This is a genomic window from Gordonia sp. VNK21 (assembly GCF_046098115.1).
Classification (GTDB): domain Bacteria; phylum Actinomycetota; class Actinomycetes; order Mycobacteriales; family Mycobacteriaceae; genus Gordonia.
The window spans coordinates 44308-62498 of sequence record NZ_JBJURU010000014.1 but is presented as its reverse complement, the minus strand read 5'-3'; the positions used below and the strand labels follow the sequence as shown (position 1 = coordinate 62498).

Sequence of the window (18191 nt, the reverse complement as noted above, 5' to 3'; positions counted from 1 at the left end):
GCCCGTGGTCTTCGCCTCGATTCCGACCTTCGTGGTCGGTGTGCTGGCGCTGCAGTTCCTGGCCTTCCAGTTGCAGGTGATCCCGTCGGCCGACGACGGCACCGTCGCGGCGCTGATCGCTCCGGCGGCCACCCTGGGCATCCTGATCGCCGCACCGCTCTCGCAGGTCTTCACCGGTTCCATCGAGCGCACCCGCCGGCAGTCGTTCGTGCACGTGCTGTACGCCCGCGGCGCCGGGGAGGGTTACGCCTTCCGGCGCGGGGTGCTGCGGAACTCGGCGCTGCCGGTGCTCACCCTGGCCGGTCTGGCCGTCGGCGAACTGCTCGCCGGCTCGGTGGTCACCGAGGCGGTCTTCGCCCGCAACGGGCTGGGCCAGCTCACCATCTCGGCGGTGAGCACCCAGGATCTGCCGGTACTGCAGGGTGTGGTCCTGGTGGCGGCGCTGGCGTACGTCTCGGCGAATCTGCTGGTGGACCTGGCCTATCCGCTCATCGATCCGCGCATCGTGACCGGCGGCTCGGAGCGGACCGCAGCCTCGGGCACCGCGCCCTCCCGGCTCGTCCGGCGGGTGCGACCGGGCTGGCGTCACCGCACACAGCAGCCGGCCGCGGTGCCGGCGGGGGTGGCGATGCCATGACCACGCTCACCGCTCCCACCGTCCGTTCGGCGGCCCCGGCCCTGGCCTGGGTGCGCACCTACTGGTCGGTGACGCTGGCCGCCCTGGTGCTCGGCCTGGCCGTGTTCTGGGCCGTCGCTCCGGGACTGTTCACCTCCTTCGATCCGGTGGCCGTGGACCAGGCCAGCCGGCTGCAGCCGCCGTCGTCCGAGCACTGGTTCGGCACCGACCTGCTGGGCCGGGACATGTACGCGCGCACCGTGTACGGCGCTCGCGCCTCACTGATCGGGGCGGCTCTGGCCGTCTCCATCGCCGGTGTCGTCGGCTCGATCCTCGGGGCCGTCGCCGGCTGGTTCGGAGGCTTCACCGACAACCTCGTGATGCGGGCGATCGATGTCATCCTGTCGATCCCCGGCTTCCTGCTGGCGATCTCGATCGTGGTGATCTACGCCGCCAAGACCGGCGGGGCCGGGCTGGTGCCGGCCGCACTGGCGGTGGGACTGACCTCGGCCGCCACCTTCGCCCGGCTGATCCGCGCCGAGGTGCTCAAGGTGCGGGTGAGCCAGTACGTGGAGGCCGCGGTCACCAGCGGCACCTCCACCGGGGCGATCCTGCGGCGGCACGTACTGCCCAACTCGTTCGCACCGGTGCTGGCCCTGCTCGGCGTGCAGCTGGGGGTGGCGATCATCTGGATCGCCTCGCTGAGCTTCCTCGGGCTCGGCGCCCAGCCGCCGGACCCCGAATGGGGACTGCTGGTGGCCGACGGCCGCCGCTTCATCGCCACCCGCGGCTGGCTGACGCTCTATCCCGCGCTGACCATCGTCGCCGTGGTGCTCGCCGCCAACCGGGTCTCGGCCCATCTGCAGAAACGGAATCCCTCATGAGCGACGACGTCATCCTGTCCGTCGACGACCTGACCGTCGGCTACCGCAAGGGCCGACCGGGTGCCTCGGCACTGGCCGGCCGGGTGCTGCCGGTGCTGCACGGCGTGAACTTCCAGGTGCGGACCGGTCAGACCCTCGCCCTGGTCGGCGAGTCCGGTTCGGGAAAGACCACCACCGGTCACGCCGTGCTCGGCCTGCTCCCGGAGAACGGCGAGATCCTTTCCGGCAGTATCGATTTCCGTGGCCGTGAACTGACCGGCCTGGACCGCAAGGGCTGGCGCGATCTGCGCGGCCGGTCCATCAGCCTGATCCCGCAGGATCCGTCGGTCTCCCTCGACCCGCTGCGCCGGGTGGGGCACCAGGTGGAGGACGTGCTGCGGCTGCACACCGAGCTGACCGCCGACGAGCGCCGGGAACGCGTCTACGAGCTGTTCGGCACCGTCGGTTTCACCGACGTCGAACGACGCTTCCGGCAGTATCCGCACGAGCTGTCCGGCGGCATGCGCCAGCGCGTGCTGGTGGCCGCGGCCGTCGCCGCCGACCCCGACCTGATCATCGCCGACGAACCCACCTCCGGCCTGGATGCGACCGTCGCCAAACAGGTGCTCGACCTGATCGGCGAACTGGCCCGGCGGCTGTCGACGGCCGTGGTGCTGGTGACGCACGATCTGGGTGTGGCCGCCGACCGGTCGGACGTGCTCGGCGTGATGCAGGCCGGGCGGATCGTCGAACTGGGATCGACCGCCGAGGTGATTGCCGCACCGCAGCACGAGTACACCCGGGCCCTGCTCGACGCGGTGCCCAGCCGCAGTGCGCGGCCGGTCCGCGCGACCCGTCCCGATGCCGCGTCGGAGCCGCCGGCCATCGAGGTGTCGGGACTGCAGAAGAACTACGGCGACGTCCAGGTGCTGCGCGACGTCTCCTTCACGGTGCCGGCCGGGCAGACCCTGTCGATCGTCGGTGAATCCGGCAGCGGAAAGTCCACTACGGCCCGGATCCTCACCGGCCTCACCCAGGCCGGCGGGGGACGGGTGGAGGTGCTCGGCACCGACGTCACCGGACTGAGCCGCCGCGAGTTCCGGCCGTTGCGCAAGGATGTGGCGATCGTCTATCAGAACCCGTACTCGTCGTTCGATCCACGCTGGACGGTCTTCGACGTGGTCGAGGAACCGCTGAGAGCCTTCGAGCGGGGAGCGGAACGGCCCTCGCGCCGGCGTTCACGGCACCGCGACGCCGTACTGGAGGCCCTCGAATCCGCCGCTCTCCCCGCAGACTTCGCCGACCGGCATCCGGCCCAGCTGTCCGGCGGGCAGCGCCAGCGGGTGGCGATCGCCCGGGCGCTGGTCGCCCAGCCGAAGATTCTGGTGCTCGACGAGCCGATCTCGGCCCTCGACGTCTCGGTGGCCGCCCAGATCGTGAGTCTGCTGCAGCGGTTGCAGGCCGACCGCGGCCTGACCTACGTCTTCATCTCGCACGACCTTGCCGTCGTCTCGGCCATCTCCGACCGGGTGGCGGTGATGCGGGACGGACGCATCGTGGAGCAGGGGCCGGTGGCGCAGATCTTCGAGGCGCCCCGCGAGGAGTACACCCGGACGCTGCTGGCCGCCATCGCCGGCCGCCGGCTCGCCGCCGCGGAGCCGGTCGCATGAGTGCGACCGCCTTCTCGGCCATCGACCAGGTGATCGACGAGGCCGCCGTCGGTGCCGCGGAACGCGAACGGCGGGGAGAACACCCGTACGCACTGGTGCGGGCGCTGGCCCGGGCCGGCTTCGGCCGGCTGCGGGTGCCCACCGAATACGGCGGTCTGGGGGTGGATCTGCCGACGCTGTTCGAGCTGCTCCGCCGGGCGGGCCGGGCCGACTCGAATCTTCCGCAGATCTGGCGCGGGCACTTCACCACCGTCGAGATCCTGTTGCGGGAGACCGATCCCGCGGTGCGGCACCGCTGGTTGACCGCCGTCGGTGCCGGCGCGGTGTTCGGCAACGCCCAGACCGAGCCGGCGGCCAGCGCGGCCGCCGGCCCACCCACCCGGGTGTTCGCCGACGGCACCGGCGAGCGGGTCGTCAGCGGCACCAAGTTCTATTCCACCGGTGCCCGGTTCGCCGACTTCCTGCGGGTCGCAGCCGTCGACGACGACGGCCACCGGCGCTTCGTGGTGGTCGACGCCCGGGACGGAGGCGTGCGGCACGTCGACGACTGGGACGGGGTGGGGCAGCGGCAGACGGGCAGCGGCACCACGGTCTTCACCTCGGTGCCGGTGCAGCCGGACGGCGACATCGGCCGCGACGAGACCTCGCTGGCCGGTCTGGACTCCTTCGTGCAGATCGTTCACCTGGCCAATCTCGCCGGGATCGCGGACAACCTGGTCGACGAGACGGTGACGCTGGTGCGCGGCCGCAGCCGTACCGGCAGGCACGCGCTGAGCCAGATCGCCGCCGAGGATCCGGACGTGCTCGCGGTGATCGGCCGGCTGCACGCCCGCCGGATCGCCGCCCGCAGCCTCCTCGGGTATGCCGCCGACCGACTCCAGCAGGCTCACCGTGACGACCGCGAGGAGAGCTTCGCCACCGCCTATGTGGAGACCTCGGCGGCGCAGACCGCGATCGTCGAAGCGGTCCTCGACGCCGCCGCCCACGCCTTCGACGCCGGCGGCTCGAGTGCGGTGCGCGCCCCGGTCGGCCTGGACCGGCACTGGCGCAATGCCCGCACCCTGGCCTCCCACAATCCGATCGTCTACAAGCCGCGGGTGGTCGGAGACTTCTTCGTCAACGACGTCCTGCCGGTCTCCGGCTACTACACCTCCGCCGAAAGGACACTGTCATGACCGATCAGCTCCACCTGAACGTGAACATCCTCAACGCCGGCGTCTTCGGCGGATCGTGGCGCTTTCCCGGCACCGATGCACTGGCCAGTTACGGTGTGGAGCACTACATCTCGATCGCCAGGAAAGCCGAGAAGGCGCATCTGGATGCGGTCTTCCTGGCCGACGGTCCGGTTCTGGATCCGCATACCGCGCACCGGACGGGCAACAGCCTCGAACCCACGACGGTGCTCGCCCGGCTGGCGGCCGCCACCGACCGCATCGGTCTGATCGGCACCCTCTCGTCGTCGTACAACGATCCCGACGAGCTGGCCCGCAGGCTCGGCGACCTGGACTTTCTGAGTCGCGGCCGGTTCGGCTGGAATGTGGTGACCACCGCCGGTGCGGCGGCCGCCGCGAACTTCGGGCGGACCGCCGAACCCGAACACGGACTGCGCTACCGGCGCGCGGCGCACCTGGTGGAATACGTGGTGGCGCAGTGGGACTCGCGAGAGGAACTGGCCTCCCCGCAGGGCCGGCCGGTGGTGGTGCAGGCCGGCGGTTCCAGTGATGGCAAGCAGCTCGCCGCTCGCACCGCCGAGGTGGTCTTCTCCGCCGAGCAGGATCTGGACAAGGCCCGGGCCTTCCGCACCGAACTGCGGGACGGGGCCCGGCGGTACGGGCGCGACCCGGATGCCCTGGTGGTGCTACCCGGTCTGTCCACGGTCCTGGGCAGCACCGAGGCCGAGGCGATCCGGCGCCGGGAGCTGCTCGACGAGCTGCTGCCCGACGCCTACGCCCGGGCGCGGCTGGGCGGCCAGCTCGGGGTGGATCTCGATGAACTGGACGACGACGCGCCGATTCCGCCGGAGGTACTCCGCGATCCGGATTCGGCGGCCGGCTCGCAGACCTTCTACCGGGTCATCCGCGGCATCATCGAGCGCGAGAATCCCACTCTGCGTCAGTTGCTGGTGAAGCTCTCCGGAGGGGGCGGGCACCGCATCGTCGTCGGGACGCCCGAACAGGTCGCCGACGACATCGAGGTCTGGTTCCGCTCCGGCGCCGCCGACGGCTTCAACGTGATGCCCGACGTGCTGCCCTCGGGCTTCGACGATTTCGCCGACCAGCTGGTGCCCGAACTGGTGCGCCGCGGCCTGTTCCGCTCCGAATACCGTTCCGGCACTCTGCGCGACCATCTGGGGCTGGCCGCACCGGCCGTCCCGCAGCCGTCCACCAACCCGCTGATCAGCGCCATCTAGGAGCGTGTCTCACCGATGACTGTCTTCCTCGAATTCTCCGTCGACGACCGCCCGGGGGCGATCTCCCCGGATGACGCCGGCACCATCGCCGCGCTCGCCGGCGCCGCCGGTCTGGCCGGCCTGCGGCTGACCGATCCAGGTGTCCCGCACCGCGGCCTCGATCCCTCGCTGGTCGCCGCCTACCTGGCCGACCGCTATCCCGGACTGCCGATCGTCTTCGACGCGCCGACCACCGGCAACGCCCCCTACAACCTCGCCCGCCGGGCGGCCTCGGTGGACCGGGCCAGCGGCGGCCGGACCGGGCTGGTGCTGCGGGCCGGCGGCGGCGACGAGGTCAGTGCTGCGCTGACCCCGGACGGGCCCGCCGATCCGGCGGAGCGGTGGAGCGAGTACAGCAGGATCCTGCGGGAGCTGTGGGAGTCGTTTCCGGCCTCGGCGCTGATCGGCGATCAGGACGCGGGCCGGGTGATCGACGACGCGCAGCTGACCCCCATCGACCACGAGGGCGACTACTACCGGGTGCGCGGGCCGCTCGACGGGCCCGCCTCGCCGCAGGGACGCCCGGTGCTGCTGGCCGCCGATCCGCACGTCCTCGGCTACCGCCGCATCGCCGATACGGCCGACGCTGTGCTGCTGACCGCAGATCAGTTGCCGGCGGCGATCGCCGAGTTCGCTGCGGCACGGCGCCGGCCCGCACTGCTGTTGACCGCACCGGCAGACACCGGGGTTCCCGAGCTGCGCCGGCTGCGGGGCGAATACCCGCTGACCGGGGTGGTGCTGAGCGTGACGACCCCGGACGAGGCGGTGCACGCGATCCGCTCGGTGGCGCCGCGCCTGCACACCGCCTCCCCGACCACGCTGCAGGCCGTTCTCAGCGCCGATCCCGTGCCGGCGGGGGCGGGCCGATGACCGTCACCGTTCCCGCCGAACGCATCGCCGTCGACGGCGTCTCCGGGATCCGGCAGACCATCGCACCGGTGCTCGCGACCCTGGCGGCCACCGCACACGCCCGGGAAGCCCGGCGCGACTACGCCTTCGGCGAGGTCGCCGAACTGGCCCGGGCCGGAATCGGCCTGACCGAGATCCCGGTGACCGAGGGCGGTGCGGGCGGCACGGTGCGCGACGCCGTCGAACTGGTGTCGGCCATCTCGCGCGCGGATTCGAGTGTCGCGCAAGCCCTGCGGCCCACCTTCCTGGCTGCGCACCAGGTGGCCGAACGCCCGGACGGACCGCTGCGCGCGGTCACTCTGGACCGGCTGCGCACCGGGGCGCTGTTCGTCGGCACCGGCAACGAACGCAACGGCGGCGCCAGCGGCAGCGTCTCCACCACGGCTCGCCGCCACGCCGACGGCTATCTGGTCACCGGCCGCAAGTTCTACTCCACCGGCGGCCTGTACGCCTCCTACTTCTCCACCCAGGCCGTCACCGAGGACGGCACCGTCATCCGCTTCACCATCCCGGTGGACCGGCCCGGCCTGCAACGGCTCGACGACTTCGACGCCGTCGGCCAGCGGCTCACGCAGAGCGGCACCACGGTGCTCGACGAGGTGTGGGTCTCGGATGAGGAGGTGGTGATCGTCGCCGAGCAGACGCCGGACAATCCGTGGACCGGTTCGTTCGCGCAGCTGTATCTGGCGGCGGTGCAGGCCGGGGTGGCCGCACGCGCCCTCGACGACGCGGTGAGCTTCGTCCGGGAGAAGGCACGGCCGATCAAGCACAGCACGGCCGCCACCAGTGCCGAGGATCCGTATGTGCGGATCACGGTGGGGGAGATCGCGGCTCGGGCGCAGGCCGCGGAGGCCGTCGTCGTCCAGGCCGCCGAGGCCCTGCAGGAACTGCGCGGGCTGACCGGTTCGGCGGCGCGCGAGGCCGGTGCCCGGGCCGCGGTCCGGGTGGCCGGTGCCGGTCAGATCGCGATCGAGTCGGCGCTGCGGGCCGCAGAACTGCTCTTCGACGTCGGCGGCGGCTCCATCACCGACCGCTCGCTGGGCTTCGACCGGCACTGGCGCAACGCCCGGACCGCAGCCAATCACAATCCGCGGCAGTGGAAGGCGGCGGTGGCCGGGGCCTACCACCTCACCGGGGAGGAGCCGCCCACCACCGGCCTGTTCTGACCGCCCCGACCCGACCGCCCCGACCCGACCACGCCGCCGCGCGGTGCGACCCGCCGGCGGCGTCATCACCCGCACCACCTCGTACGACACTCACGACCTTCACGAAAGGAACCGGATACTCCCATGTCCGTTGAACTCGACCGCACTCTCGGCCGCACCGGGGTGCGCGTCACCCCGTTGACGCTGGGCACCATGAACTTCGGCCGCTGGCAGAGCGAGGAGGAGAGCCTGCGCATCGTCGACGCCGCCCTCGACGCCGGCATCCGGGTGGTCGACACCGCCGACGCCTATGCCGACGGGGTCACCGAGGAGATCGTCGGCAGAGCCCTGCGCGGGCGCCGGGACCGCGTCTTCCTGGCCACCAAGTTCCACTTCCAGATCGGCGACGACCCGTCGCACGCCGGCAACTCCCGGCGCTGGATCACCCAGGCCGTCGAGGACAGCCTGCGCCGGCTGGGCACCGATCACATCGACCTCTATCAGGCCCACCGCCCGGATCCGGAGACCGACCTGCTCGAAACCCTGCAGACCCTCAACGACCTGATCCGGGCCGGCAAGATCAGCTACTACGGAACCTCGGTGTTCCCGGCGCACGAACAGGTCCGGGCGCACTGGCTGGCCGAGAAGCACGGGCTGATCGCGCCGCACACCGAGCAGTTGCCCTATTCGTTGCTCGTCCGGGGCGCCGAACGCGAGGTCTTTCCCACAGTCCGCGAATACGGGGTGGGCGTGCTCACCTACGGTCCGCTCGCCGCCGGCTGGCTCTCCGGCAAGTACCGGATCGGCGGCGCACAACCGGAATCGGCGCGCGCCGACCTGATTCCGGGCCGCTTCGACGTCGACGCCCCGGCCAACCGGCACAAGCTGGCCGCCGCCGACGCGCTCGCCGCGCTGGCCGAGCAGAACGATCTGAGCCTGGTGGAGCTGGCGGTGGCCTTCGCGCTGAACCATCCCGCGGTCAGCAGCGTGATCATCGGTCCCCGTACCCGCGAACACCTCGATGCCTATCTGCGCGGCGCGCAGGTGCAGTTGTCCGACGAGATCCTCGACGCGGTCGACGCCATCGTCGAACCGGGAACCCAGTTCCACGACCGGGACACCGGACGCAACACGCCGTCGCTGCAGCCGGCCGCGCTGCGCCGCCGCTGACGCCCCCACCCCCGTACCTCCCGAAAGGAACCCTCATGTCCTACGGACCCGTCGACACCGTCTACACCGCCGATACCGACCGCTACGAGAACGCGAGCTTCCGCCGCACCGGCGACTCCGGCCTGCAGCTGCCGTCGTTCTCGTTCGGCCTCTGGCAGAAGTTCGGCACCGACTACCCCTTCGAGACGCAGCGCGAGATCATCCGCCACGCCTTCGATCTGGGCATCACCCACTTCGACAACGCCGACCGCTACGGGCCCCCGCACCGGGCCGCGCAGCAGAACTTCGGCCGGGTGCTCGCCGAGGACCTCGCGCCCTACCGGGACGAGCTGATCCTCTCGACCAAGGCCGGCAATGCGATCGGTGCCAGTCCCTATCTGAAGGGCGGTTCCCGCAAGTCGCTGCTCACCTCGCTCGAGCACAGCCTGCGCGACCTGCGCACCGACTACGTCGACATCTTCTACAGCCACAGCCCGGACCTGAACACCCCGCTGGAAGAGACCGTGGAAGCGCTGGTCTCGGCGGTGCAGCAGGGCAAGGCGCTCTATGCCGGCATCTCCAACTATCAGCCCGATCGCGCCCACGAGGCGGCGGTGCTGCTGCGCGAGGCCGGGGTGCCGCTGCTCATCCATCAGCCTCGGTACTCGATCTTCGATCGCAGCGTCGAGCGCAACGGACTGCTGGAGCTGGCCGAACAGGACGGCTTCGGGCTGATCGTCTATTCGCCGCTGGCCCAGGGGCTGCTCACCGACAAGTACCTCGAGTCCATTCCGGACGGCGCGCGGGCGGTCAACAGCACCTTCCTGAATCCGGACGTGATCACCGACGGCTACCGGGAGCGGGCGGCCCGGCTCAACGAACTCGCCGCCGCCCGCGGTCAGTCCCTGGCCCAGCTGGCCCTGCAGTGGGTGCTGCGGCGGCCGGAGATCAGCTCGGCGCTGATCGGTGCGAGCTCGGTGTGGCAGCTCGACCACAATGTGGCGGCGCTGGACTTCCCCGAACTGACCGACGACGAGCTGGCGATCATCGACGAGCACGGTGTGCACGGGACCGGACTGGCGGCCTGACATGAGTACCCCGGATTCCCCGGACTCCCTGGCGCGCAACGCGATACCGGCGCCGACCCTGCGACTGGGCTTTCTGCTGCACCTGGATCGGGACGTGGAACCGGGGCAGGCCTACCGGGAGGCGATCGAGCTCTTCGTCGCCGCCGAGGAGCTGGGATACGACTCCGGCTGGGTGATCCACCGGCACTTCCGGCAGGGCAACGAACACGTCTCCTCGCCGCTGGTGCTGCTGGCGGCGATCGCCGAACACACCAGCCGGATCCGGCTGGGCACCGGCGTCTACGTGCTGCCTCTCGACGACCCGCTGCGGGTGGCCGAGGACGCCGTCACCCTGGACGCGCTCTCCGGCGGGCGCCTGGAACTCGGGGTGGGGTCGGGTCCCTTCCCGAGCGCCTGGGAAGCCTTCGGGCGGGACCTGGGCGATCGGCACCGGATCTACGCGAACTCGGTGCGGCGGCTGCACGAGGTGCTCGACGGCCGCCCCCTGAACACCGCCGGGGAGCGCCTCCACCCGTCGGGAACCGCTGTGCGGCAACGTCTGTGGCAGGCCACGACCAGTCATCCGGAGCATGCGATCGCCGCGGCGGAGGCGGCCGGCCGCGCCGGCGACGGGCTCGCGCTGTCCCGCGCCAACGTCTGGCGCGGTGCCGGTGATGCGGCCGCGGCCCGTCGCGAGCAGGCGGACTGGATCCGCGCCTACCGAGAGGCGTCTGCGGCGGTGGGCGCCGCCCCGCGGGTGCAGGTCTCCCGGGCCGTGTACCCGCATCGGGACCGCGACCAGGCGGTGCGGCTGGTGACGCCGGGTGTGCGGCGCTGGCAGAGCTGGAGCACCTCGGGGGAGCCGAAACCGGCGGAGACCGTCGAGGAGTATCTGGCCGCCGACGGGGCGCTGCTCGGGCCCAGCGAGGAGATCGCCGCGACCCTGGCCCGGGATCCGGCGGTGGCGCTGGCCACCGACCTGCTGGTCAGCTTCGTCCCCGGAGTTCCAGGTCACGCCGAACATCTGCGGTTGCTGCAGGAGACGGCGGGGCAGCTGGTGCCCGAACTGGTGCGACGGCGGTCCGCGCAGGTCGCGGGGGCGGCGTCGTGACCGGCCTGCACCTGAACCTGTCGCTGCTCACCCCGGGGCACTTCCGGCAGGCGTGGCGGCTGCCCGAGGCGGATCCGCTGGCCTATCTCGACGTCGACAACTTCGTGCGGCTGGCCCGGCTGGCCGAGGACGCGAAGCTCGATGCCGTCTTCCTCGGCGACGCCCCGGCGCTGCGCGGGGAGATCGCGTCGGCGCCGGGCAGCGGACTCGATCCGCTGGTGCTGCTCGGGCATGTGGCCGCACGCACCGAGCGGGTCGGCGTGGTGATCACCAGTTCCAGCACCTTCAATTCGCCGTACAACCTGGCTCGCCGGTTCCAGACCCTCGATCATGTGACCAAGGGGCGGGCGGCGGTGAACATCGTGACGACGGCGGCCGCGTCGGCGTCGGCGAACTTCGGGCTCGAGAGACATCCTGGCCGGGCCGAACGCTACCGGCGGGCCACCGAGTTCCTGGAGGTGGTGACCGGCTTGTGGGACGGCTGGCAGCCGGACTGGCTGATCGCGGACAAGGAGTCCGGGCGGTACGCCGACACCGCGCGCATCGGGTCGCTGGATCATCGCGGCGAGTACTTCAGTGTGGCCGGTCCGCTGCCCACACCGCCCGGGCCGCAGGGGCGCCCCGTGCTGGTGCAGGCCGGCGGATCCGCGGGCGGGCTGGCGCTGGCCGGCCGCTTCGCCGACGTGGTCTTCACCGTCGCGCAGACCGCGGACGAGGCTGTCGCCTTCCGCTCGGAAGTCCACGCGGCGGCCGTGCAGGCCGGCCGCGGTCCGGAGCAGGTGAAGGTCTCCCTCGGGGTGGTGGTGCTGGTCGGGCGCACCGATGCCGAGGCGCAGCAGCGGCTGACGGAGCTGGCCGCGACCCTGCCGATCGAGCGGCTCGGCGCGGGGCTGCTGCACGGGCTGGGGCTCGACCCGCGGGCCTTCGGCCCGGACGATCCGATCACCGCCGCCGACCTGCCCGACGAGCTGCCCGACGACGCCTTCTCGGCCGGCTTCAGCCGGGCGCTGCGGTCGCTGATCGCACAGCGCCCGGTCACCCCGCGCGAGCTGGTGATCGCCAGCGCCGGCGGCTCCGGTCATCGGCTAGTGGTCGGCGGCCCGGAGACGGTGGCCGCGGACCTGCGTGACTGGTATGCGGCCGGGGCGGCCGACGGCTTCACCGTGATGCCGGCCGACAGCGCCGTCGACGCCGCCAACTTCACCGGCCTGGTGGTGCCCCTGCTGCAGGAGTGGGGTCTGTTCCGGCGTGACTACCCGGCGGGCTCGTTGCGCGACCGGCTGTTCGGGGCGGTGCCGGCGGACGTCGGCGGCTGAGCCGGCTCACCAGGAGTCGATGACCCGGAAGTGCGAGGTCATCCGGTGGCCGTCGATCAGGTGGAAGACCAGGCCCGGGCCCTGGGAGGCGTTGATGATGCCGCCGTCCTCGACGGGCAGGTTCAGCGTCGACGCCACCCCGGGTCCGACGATCAGCGGGCGGCCGGCGAAGACGGTGGCCGCTGCGGTGTGGGCGTGACCCACCGCGACGCCCACGATGTTCGGGTGATCGGCGATCAACTGCTCGAGGCCGCTCGCGTCGAAGAGGCGCATGTCGTCCATGAACGGCATGCCGATCGTGGTCGGCGGATGGTGGAAGGCCAGCAGCACCTGGGCGCCGTCGGCGGCGCGGATCTGTGCGGCCGCCCATGCCAGGGTCTCCTCGCTCAGCTCGCCGTCGGCCCGGCCGGGGATCGACGAGTCCAGGGCCAGGATCAGCAGGCCGCCCGGGCGCTCCGGCGTACCCGGCAGCAGCAGCGCTGAATTGACCGGCTCGGCACTCGCGGCACCGGCGGCGACGCCGGTGAACTCGGCCCGATCGTCGTGGTTTCCCAGCAGCAGCGCCCGCGGCCACGGCACCACCAGATTCTCCAGTGCCTCCCGGTACTCCGCGGCGGCGCCGTGATCGGTCAGATCTCCGGTCACCAGCAGAGCGTCGATCGGTCCGTCGCAGGAGGTCAGGTAGTCCAGTACGCCGTGCACCCGGGCCCGGTTCCCGGGGGTGCCGTTGAAGTGCAGGTCGCTGATCTGAGCGACGACGTACATCGATACCTCCGGGCCGGAACCGTCCGCGCCTGCGGACACGTCTCCAGCCTAGACGCCGCCGGGCGGCCGGCCCGGCGCCGGTCAGCGGCCCGCGGCGGCGACCCGGGCGGAGATCGCGTCGACGAGCACAGTGCGGATGTCGCTCGCCTTGCGCTCGACGTGCGTGGTGCCGCCGGTGGCCTCGGCGATCTGCTTCAGCGAGGCGGTGTCGGCGTCGTCGGAGATGCCGATGGTCACCACGATCACCGGGCGGGCCGGATCCTGCAGCGTCTTCAGTTCGCCGAGCAGCTGATCGAGCGAGATCCCGTTCGGATCCTCGTTGGCGCCGTCGGTCATGATGATGACGCTGTTGCTGTACTTGGGATCCCAGTTCTTCTGGACGGCCTTGAAGGCCGCCAGCGTGGTGTCGTACAGACCGGTGCCGCCGCCGAGGCGCGTACGCATCGCCTGCTTGGTGCGCGCGCCGAGCAACTCGCGGTGCGTCTGGTCGCCGTCCTGAGCATCGAGGCGGCGGATGGGGGCGAACTCGTCCCAGTCCTGTCCCTGCCCGCCTTTGTCCACCCCGAACAGCCAGCCGCCGACCTGCGCATTGTTCGGCAGGATCTGCAGTGCGGTCAGGCAGGCCTGGGACAGGAGCTGTGCGCGTGTTCCGCTGCCGGCCGCCTGCTCCATCGAACCCGAACCGTCCAGGGCGACGATCGTGCGCATCGGCACCGAGACCACCTGCCACTGCTGCAGGGCGGTGTCGATCTGGTCTGGATCGGCCAGCTTGAGCGGTGCCACCGGATCGCCGACGCCGGTGCCGTCCGCGGCCCGGAATCCCGCGTCGCTGAGTGCCTTGCGGCCCGAATCGGACGCCGCCGCGGCGGCCAGCAGCGCGCCGGCCTCGGCCGCCTTCTGCCTGTTCTCCGGTCGTGCCGTGTTCACCAGCGGAAACTCCAGCAGGACTGCACCGCTGGCCGGCATCGACTGCTGCAGACCGGAATTCGGGTGCAGCTTGGTGAACCGCAGGAACTGCTGCTCGGTGGTCACCACCGGCGCTTGGCCGTCGGCGGCCGTCGTCAGCCGGGTGGCGTCCGTGTCGAATGCCGGCCGCGCATTGTTCTGCTGCTGGCCCAGGGTGGTCAACGCCCCCAGCAACTGCTTCTGGGTGAGCTTGCCCGCCTGCACCTCGGTGAGCGCGCCCACCACGGGACTGTCGCCGGTGGAGGTCTCCACCGGCGAACCCATCCGCAGGTCCGGCAGCGTCATCACGTCCACCCAGCTGTCGAGTTCGGGAACGCTCTTGCCGGCGATCACCGTGGGTGTGGTGGCCAGCGACTCGGACACGTACTCGGGGGTCTGATCGATCTGGCCGAGGATCCGGCGCGAGCGTTCCTGCGAATCGGAGACCCACAGGTCGGGCGCGTTCTCGGTGTCGGTGACCCGGGACGGGATGTCGGAGGCCTGGATCCGTTCGACGTGGAAGGAGTAGCACTCGTCGTCGGGCACCGCGCCGGCCACCGCGTCGACGGTGTCCGACATCGTCGGATCGGTGACGACGGTCACCGAGGTGCGGTCGCCGCAGCCCCGGAAAGCGGTGAACCACACCAGATAGGCACAGGCGAGGATCGCGATCGCCGACAGTGCCAGCAGCGGCCACAACCAGCGTCGACGATCATCGGTACCGCCGGCCGCAATGCGGCCGGACGTAGTGTGACGCCCCATGTATATGTGCTCCCCTGTGTGATCGGCCACCGGTACCTTACCGAGAGGTCAACTCAGATCAAACCTGGGAATCGTGAACGGCCCGAACGGTCCGGACGCTCAGCCGCCGGTCCGCGTGCAGGTCACGGTGCCGGAGTGCCGTCGACGACCGGCACCACCGTGGCGGCCAGGCGGTACGGTTCGGCCAGCAGCAGGGCGCCGAACCGTTTGCGCAGCCGGGAGATCTCGGCGCGCACCGTCACCGTGCGCGCCGCGTCGCCGAACAGTGCCACCGCCAGTTCGGCCGCCGTCATCCCGCCCGGGTTGCGGGCCAGCAGCCGCAGCAGCTGGGCGTGGCGGGGCGAGGGCCGATGCACCCACGAGCCGTCCGCGCCGGACACCCGCACCAGCGGATCCGCGGCCTGCTCGCCGGGGATCTCCAGCAGCACCTGCCGGGTCCGCCCGTCGTCGGGGGCGGTCACCCGCACCAGCCAGCCGCCGGGCAGCGGCTCCAGATCGCAGTCGCCCAAGCCGTGCAGATACAGCCGGCCCGGCGGGCACGCCTGCGGCAGCGGCAGCCGCTCGCGCGGCGACACCCCGTCGACGGCGGCCACCCAGCCGAAGCCGTCGACGGCCAGCACCGGTCCCGACGAACGCGCCAGCATCGGGGCGGCCACCGTGCGCAGCGTGTCGAGCCGGGAGCGATGACGTTCGCGCAGTTGTGATTCGGCGAGTTTGGCGACGGTATCGACCAGTGCCAGGGTGGTCGGGTGGATGGTGGCGGCGGGCCCGCTCACATCCACCACGCCCAGCACGCCGCCGGTGCGCGGATCGTGGATCGGCGCACCCGCACAGGTCCACGCGTGATGGCTGCGCACGAAGTGTTCGGCGGAGAAGACCTGCACCGCCCGCCCGGAGGCGAGGGCGGTGCCGATGGCGTTGGTGCCCACCGCCGTCTCCGCCCAGGACGCGCCCTCGGCGAAACCGAGCCGGTCGGCCCGGCACAGCACCTGCGGATGCCCGTCCCGCCAGAGCACCTGACCGTTCGCATCGGCGACGACCAGGACGTTGTCGCCGTCGGCGATCAGGGTGTCGAGGTGATGCATCACCGCATCGAGGACCTCGCCGAGCCCGGACTCGCTGCGCCGGAACGCCAGCTGCGTCCGGTCCAGTGTCGGGGTGGGCGTGCCGCTGTCGGGATCCACGCCGGCCTGCTGCACCCGGTCCCAGGAGTCGCCGATCACCGCGCGCGGCCGGGCCGGGGCGCGATCGCCCGACATCCGTGCGTCGTAGACGGCGTGCAGCACCGCGGCGAAGGCCCGCGGATCGTCGCCCGCGGCCATCGCCGGCTCCGGCGCCTGGTCCGCCGCCATGTGCCACCTCCGCACCGTCTGTGTTCCGAGTCACATTCGAGGGTGCGTCCCCGGCCGGTGGGAGTCAAGCCCGGCCGGCTGCAACCCCCTGCAACCCTTGCCGCCACGATGCCGCCGGGAGTGTGCTGTAGCTCACATCCAGATCGGCACGACCCAGGAGGAACCATGACCCAGACCCTCGAACCCGACACCCAGGCTGCGGTGCGCGGCCCGCAACAGCGCATCGAGGACTGGCTGGCCCGGCTCGACGGAGCCCTCAGCGCGGGCGACGCGGCCGGCGCCGCGGAGCTGTTCGCCGTCGACGGCTTCTGGCGCGACCTGGTGGCCTTCACCTGGAACCTGAAGACCTCCGAAGGGCGCGACGACATCGCCGCCATGCTCGGTGCCCGGCTCGCCGACACCGCGCCCACCGGCTGGCACACCACCGACGACGCGGTGGAATCCGAGGGCGGCGTCGCCGAAGCCTTCATCGCCTTCGAGACCGCCGTCGGCCGCGGCGAAGGGCACCTGCGGCTCAAGCCCGGCCCCGACGGGCAGGACCAGGGCTGGACCCTGCTGACCACCCTGCAGGAGCTCACCGGCCACGAAGAGCCCACCGGGCATTCCCGTCCGCTCGGCGCCGTGCACGGCTCCGACCCGGACCGGCGGTCCTGGGCGGAGAAGAAGGAGGACGAGGAGGCCGAGCTCGGCCGGGCGGTCCAGCCCTATGTACTGGTGATCGGCGGCGGCCAGGGCGGTATCGCGCTCGGTGCCCGGCTGCGTCAGCTCGGGGTGTCCTCGCTCGTCGTCGACAAGTACGACCGGCCCGGGGACCAGTGGCGCGGCCGCTACAAGACGCTCTGCCTGCACGACCCGGTCTGGTACGACCATCTCCCGTACCTGCCGTTCCCGGAGAACTGGCCGGTGTTCGCGCCGAAGGACAAGATCGGCGACTGGCTCGAGTTCTACACCCGCGTCATGGAGGTGCCGTACTGGTCGAAGACCGAATGCACCAGTGCCCGCTACGACGAGGAACAGCAGCGCTGGACCGTCGAACTGATCCGCGACGGCGAGCCGCTGACGCTCTACCCGACGCAACTGGTGCTGGCCACCGGCATGTCCGGCAAGCCCAACATCCCGTCGTTCCCCGGCGCGGACGTCTTCGCGGGCGAACAGCACCATTCCAGCCGGCACCCGGGTCCGGACGCCTACGCAGGCAAGAAGGTGGTGATCATCGGCGCCAACAACTCCGCACACGACATCGCCAAGGCGCTGGTGGAGAACGGGGTGGACACCACCATGGTGCAGCGCTCGTCCACCCACATCGTCAAGTCGGACTCGCTGATGGAGATCGGGCTCGGAGCGCTCTACAGCCAGCAGGCGGTGGACTCCGGGATGACCACCAAGAAGGCCGACCTGACCTTCGCGTCCATGCCGTACCGGATCATGCACGAGTGGCAGATCCCGCTCTACGACCGGATCCGGGAGCGGGACAAGGACTTCTACGACCGGCTCGAGGCGGCCGGCTTCGACCTGGACTTCGGCGACGACGGCTCCGGGCTGTTCATGAAGTACCTGCGGCGCGGCTCCGGCTACTACATCGACGTCGGCGCCTGCGAGCTGGTCGCCGACGGCTCGATCAAGCTGGCGCACGGCGGCGTCGACCGCCTCACCGAGAACTCGGTGGTGCTCACCGACGGCACGGAACTGCCGGCCGACGTGATCGTCTACGCCACGGGCTACGGCTCGATGAACGGCTGGGCCGCCGATCTGATGGGCCAGGACGTGGCCGACCGGGTGGGCAAGGTGTGGGGGCTGGGCTCGGAGACCACCAAGGATCCCGGTCCGTGGGAGGGCGAACAGCGCAACATGTGGAAGCCCACCCAACAGCCCGGGCTGTGGTTCCACGGCGGCAATCTGCACCAGTCGCGGCACTACTCGCTGTACCTGGCCCTGCAGCTCAAGGCGCGCTTCGAGGGTCTGGACACCCCCGTCTACGGGCTGGCCCCGGTGCACCATCTGAGTTGACCGCTCGACGCGGACCGCCCGGAGGCCGATCGGCCTCCGGGCGGTTCGTCGTGTGCGGGGTGGCC

General features: G+C 71.4%; 15 protein-coding genes. 12 read left to right on the top strand and 3 right to left on the bottom strand.

Going from position 1 to position 18191, the window contains the following annotated elements:
• The first annotated feature begins 4 nt into the window (after window positions 1–4).
• The 11 genes from ACJMNC_RS15520 to ACJMNC_RS15470 all read left to right on the top strand — a co-directional run bounded on the left by ACJMNC_RS15520 (window position 5) and on the right by ACJMNC_RS15470 (window position 12295).
• A complete protein-coding gene (locus tag ACJMNC_RS15520) occupies window positions 5–637 on the top strand; it encodes an ABC transporter permease (RefSeq protein WP_408948866.1) in 633 nt (210 codons plus the stop codon).
• On the top strand, window positions 634–1500 hold the full coding sequence (locus ACJMNC_RS15515; protein ID WP_408948865.1) for an ABC transporter permease: 867 nt from the start codon (window positions 634–636) through the stop codon (window positions 1498–1500). The genes ACJMNC_RS15520 and ACJMNC_RS15515 overlap by 4 nt, the downstream gene beginning before the upstream one ends.
• Window positions 1497–3149: a dipeptide ABC transporter ATP-binding protein gene (locus ACJMNC_RS15510; protein WP_408948864.1), complete on the top strand. Its 1653-nt coding sequence runs from the start codon at window positions 1497–1499 to the stop codon at window positions 3147–3149. Before ACJMNC_RS15515 ends, ACJMNC_RS15510 begins: the two co-directional genes overlap by 4 nt.
• Window positions 3146–4324, top strand: a complete 1179-nt coding sequence (locus tag ACJMNC_RS15505) for an acyl-CoA dehydrogenase family protein (RefSeq protein ID WP_408948863.1) — start codon at window positions 3146–3148, stop codon at window positions 4322–4324. The genes ACJMNC_RS15510 and ACJMNC_RS15505 overlap by 4 nt, the downstream gene beginning before the upstream one ends.
• Complete coding sequence (locus ACJMNC_RS15500; protein WP_408948862.1) at window positions 4321–5559, top strand: LLM class flavin-dependent oxidoreductase; 1239 nt, start codon at window positions 4321–4323, stop codon at window positions 5557–5559. Before ACJMNC_RS15505 ends, ACJMNC_RS15500 begins: the two co-directional genes overlap by 4 nt.
• 15 nt (window positions 5560–5574) lie before the next feature.
• Window positions 5575–6468: an LLM class flavin-dependent oxidoreductase gene (locus tag ACJMNC_RS15495; protein WP_408948861.1), complete on the top strand. Its 894-nt coding sequence runs from the start codon at window positions 5575–5577 to the stop codon at window positions 6466–6468.
• Window positions 6465–7673: an acyl-CoA dehydrogenase family protein gene (locus ACJMNC_RS15490; RefSeq protein WP_408948860.1), complete on the top strand. Its 1209-nt coding sequence runs from the start codon at window positions 6465–6467 to the stop codon at window positions 7671–7673. The genes ACJMNC_RS15495 and ACJMNC_RS15490 overlap by 4 nt, the downstream gene beginning before the upstream one ends.
• A gap of 123 nt (window positions 7674–7796) precedes the next feature.
• The gene (locus ACJMNC_RS15485) at window positions 7797–8822 is read left to right on the top strand and encodes an aldo/keto reductase (protein ID WP_408948859.1); all 1026 of its coding nucleotides are present in this window, start codon (window positions 7797–7799) and stop codon (window positions 8820–8822) included.
• A 35-nt stretch (window positions 8823–8857) separates the two neighbouring features.
• Window positions 8858–9889 (top strand): aldo/keto reductase, encoded by a 1032-nt coding sequence (locus tag ACJMNC_RS15480; protein ID WP_408948858.1) that lies wholly within the window; start codon window positions 8858–8860, stop codon window positions 9887–9889.
• A gap of 1 nt (window position 9890) precedes the next feature.
• Window positions 9891–10979, top strand: a complete 1089-nt coding sequence (locus ACJMNC_RS15475) for an LLM class flavin-dependent oxidoreductase (protein WP_408948857.1) — start codon at window positions 9891–9893, stop codon at window positions 10977–10979.
• Entirely contained in the window at window positions 10976–12295 is a 1320-nt protein-coding gene (locus ACJMNC_RS15470) for an NtaA/DmoA family FMN-dependent monooxygenase (RefSeq protein ID WP_408948856.1), read from the top strand. The genes ACJMNC_RS15475 and ACJMNC_RS15470 overlap by 4 nt, the downstream gene beginning before the upstream one ends.
• A 6-nt stretch (window positions 12296–12301) precedes the next feature.
• Here the strand turns inward: ACJMNC_RS15470 and ACJMNC_RS15465 are convergent, their stop codons facing one another.
• The 3 genes from ACJMNC_RS15465 to ACJMNC_RS15455 all read right to left on the bottom strand — a co-directional run bounded on the left by ACJMNC_RS15465 (window position 12302) and on the right by ACJMNC_RS15455 (window position 16119).
• Window positions 12302–13060, bottom strand: a complete 759-nt coding sequence (locus tag ACJMNC_RS15465; protein WP_408948878.1) for a metallophosphoesterase — start codon at window positions 13058–13060, stop codon at window positions 12302–12304.
• A gap of 81 nt (window positions 13061–13141) precedes the next feature.
• On the bottom strand, window positions 13142–14767 hold the full coding sequence (locus ACJMNC_RS15460; RefSeq protein WP_408948855.1) for a substrate-binding domain-containing protein: 1626 nt from the start codon (window positions 14765–14767) through the stop codon (window positions 13142–13144).
• Window positions 14768–14889: 122 nt separating this feature from the next.
• Window positions 14890–16119, bottom strand: a complete 1230-nt coding sequence (locus ACJMNC_RS15455; RefSeq protein ID WP_408948854.1) for a GAF domain-containing protein — start codon at window positions 16117–16119, stop codon at window positions 14890–14892.
• A 165-nt stretch (window positions 16120–16284) separates the two neighbouring features.
• On the opposite strand from ACJMNC_RS15455, the gene ACJMNC_RS15450 reads away from it, so the two are divergent.
• Window positions 16285–18126, top strand: coding sequence for an NAD(P)-binding domain-containing protein (locus tag ACJMNC_RS15450; protein ID WP_408948853.1), 1842 nt, complete (start codon window positions 16285–16287; stop codon window positions 18124–18126).
• The last annotated feature ends 65 nt before the right edge of the window (window positions 18127–18191 follow it).

What these genes read in the sequence shown, in the direction of transcription:
- ACJMNC_RS15500 (WP_408948862.1), top strand. Translation starts at nt 4,321, where the DNA reads ATGACCGATCAGCTCCACCTGAACGTGAACATCCTCAACGCCGGCGTC.
- ACJMNC_RS15455 (WP_408948854.1), bottom strand. Translation starts at nt 16,119, where the DNA reads ATGGCGGCGGACCAGGCGCCGGAGCCGGCGATGGCCGCGGGCGACGAT.
- ACJMNC_RS15460 (WP_408948855.1), bottom strand. Translation starts at nt 14,767, where the DNA reads ATGGGGCGTCACACTACGTCCGGCCGCATTGCGGCCGGCGGTACCGAT.
- ACJMNC_RS15505 (WP_408948863.1), top strand. Translation starts at nt 3,146, where the DNA reads ATGAGTGCGACCGCCTTCTCGGCCATCGACCAGGTGATCGACGAGGCC.
- ACJMNC_RS15495 (WP_408948861.1), top strand. Translation starts at nt 5,575, where the DNA reads ATGACTGTCTTCCTCGAATTCTCCGTCGACGACCGCCCGGGGGCGATC.
- ACJMNC_RS15490 (WP_408948860.1), top strand. Translation starts at nt 6,465, where the DNA reads ATGACCGTCACCGTTCCCGCCGAACGCATCGCCGTCGACGGCGTCTCC.
- ACJMNC_RS15465 (WP_408948878.1), bottom strand. Translation starts at nt 13,060, where the DNA reads ATGTACGTCGTCGCTCAGATCAGCGACCTGCACTTCAACGGCACCCCC.
- ACJMNC_RS15480 (WP_408948858.1), top strand. Translation starts at nt 8,858, where the DNA reads ATGTCCTACGGACCCGTCGACACCGTCTACACCGCCGATACCGACCGC.
- ACJMNC_RS15450 (WP_408948853.1), top strand. Translation starts at nt 16,285, where the DNA reads ATGACCCAGACCCTCGAACCCGACACCCAGGCTGCGGTGCGCGGCCCG.
- ACJMNC_RS15475 (WP_408948857.1), top strand. Translation starts at nt 9,891, where the DNA reads ATGAGTACCCCGGATTCCCCGGACTCCCTGGCGCGCAACGCGATACCG.
- ACJMNC_RS15510 (WP_408948864.1), top strand. Translation starts at nt 1,497, where the DNA reads ATGAGCGACGACGTCATCCTGTCCGTCGACGACCTGACCGTCGGCTAC.
- ACJMNC_RS15515 (WP_408948865.1), top strand. Translation starts at nt 634, where the DNA reads ATGACCACGCTCACCGCTCCCACCGTCCGTTCGGCGGCCCCGGCCCTG.
- ACJMNC_RS15485 (WP_408948859.1), top strand. Translation starts at nt 7,797, where the DNA reads ATGTCCGTTGAACTCGACCGCACTCTCGGCCGCACCGGGGTGCGCGTC.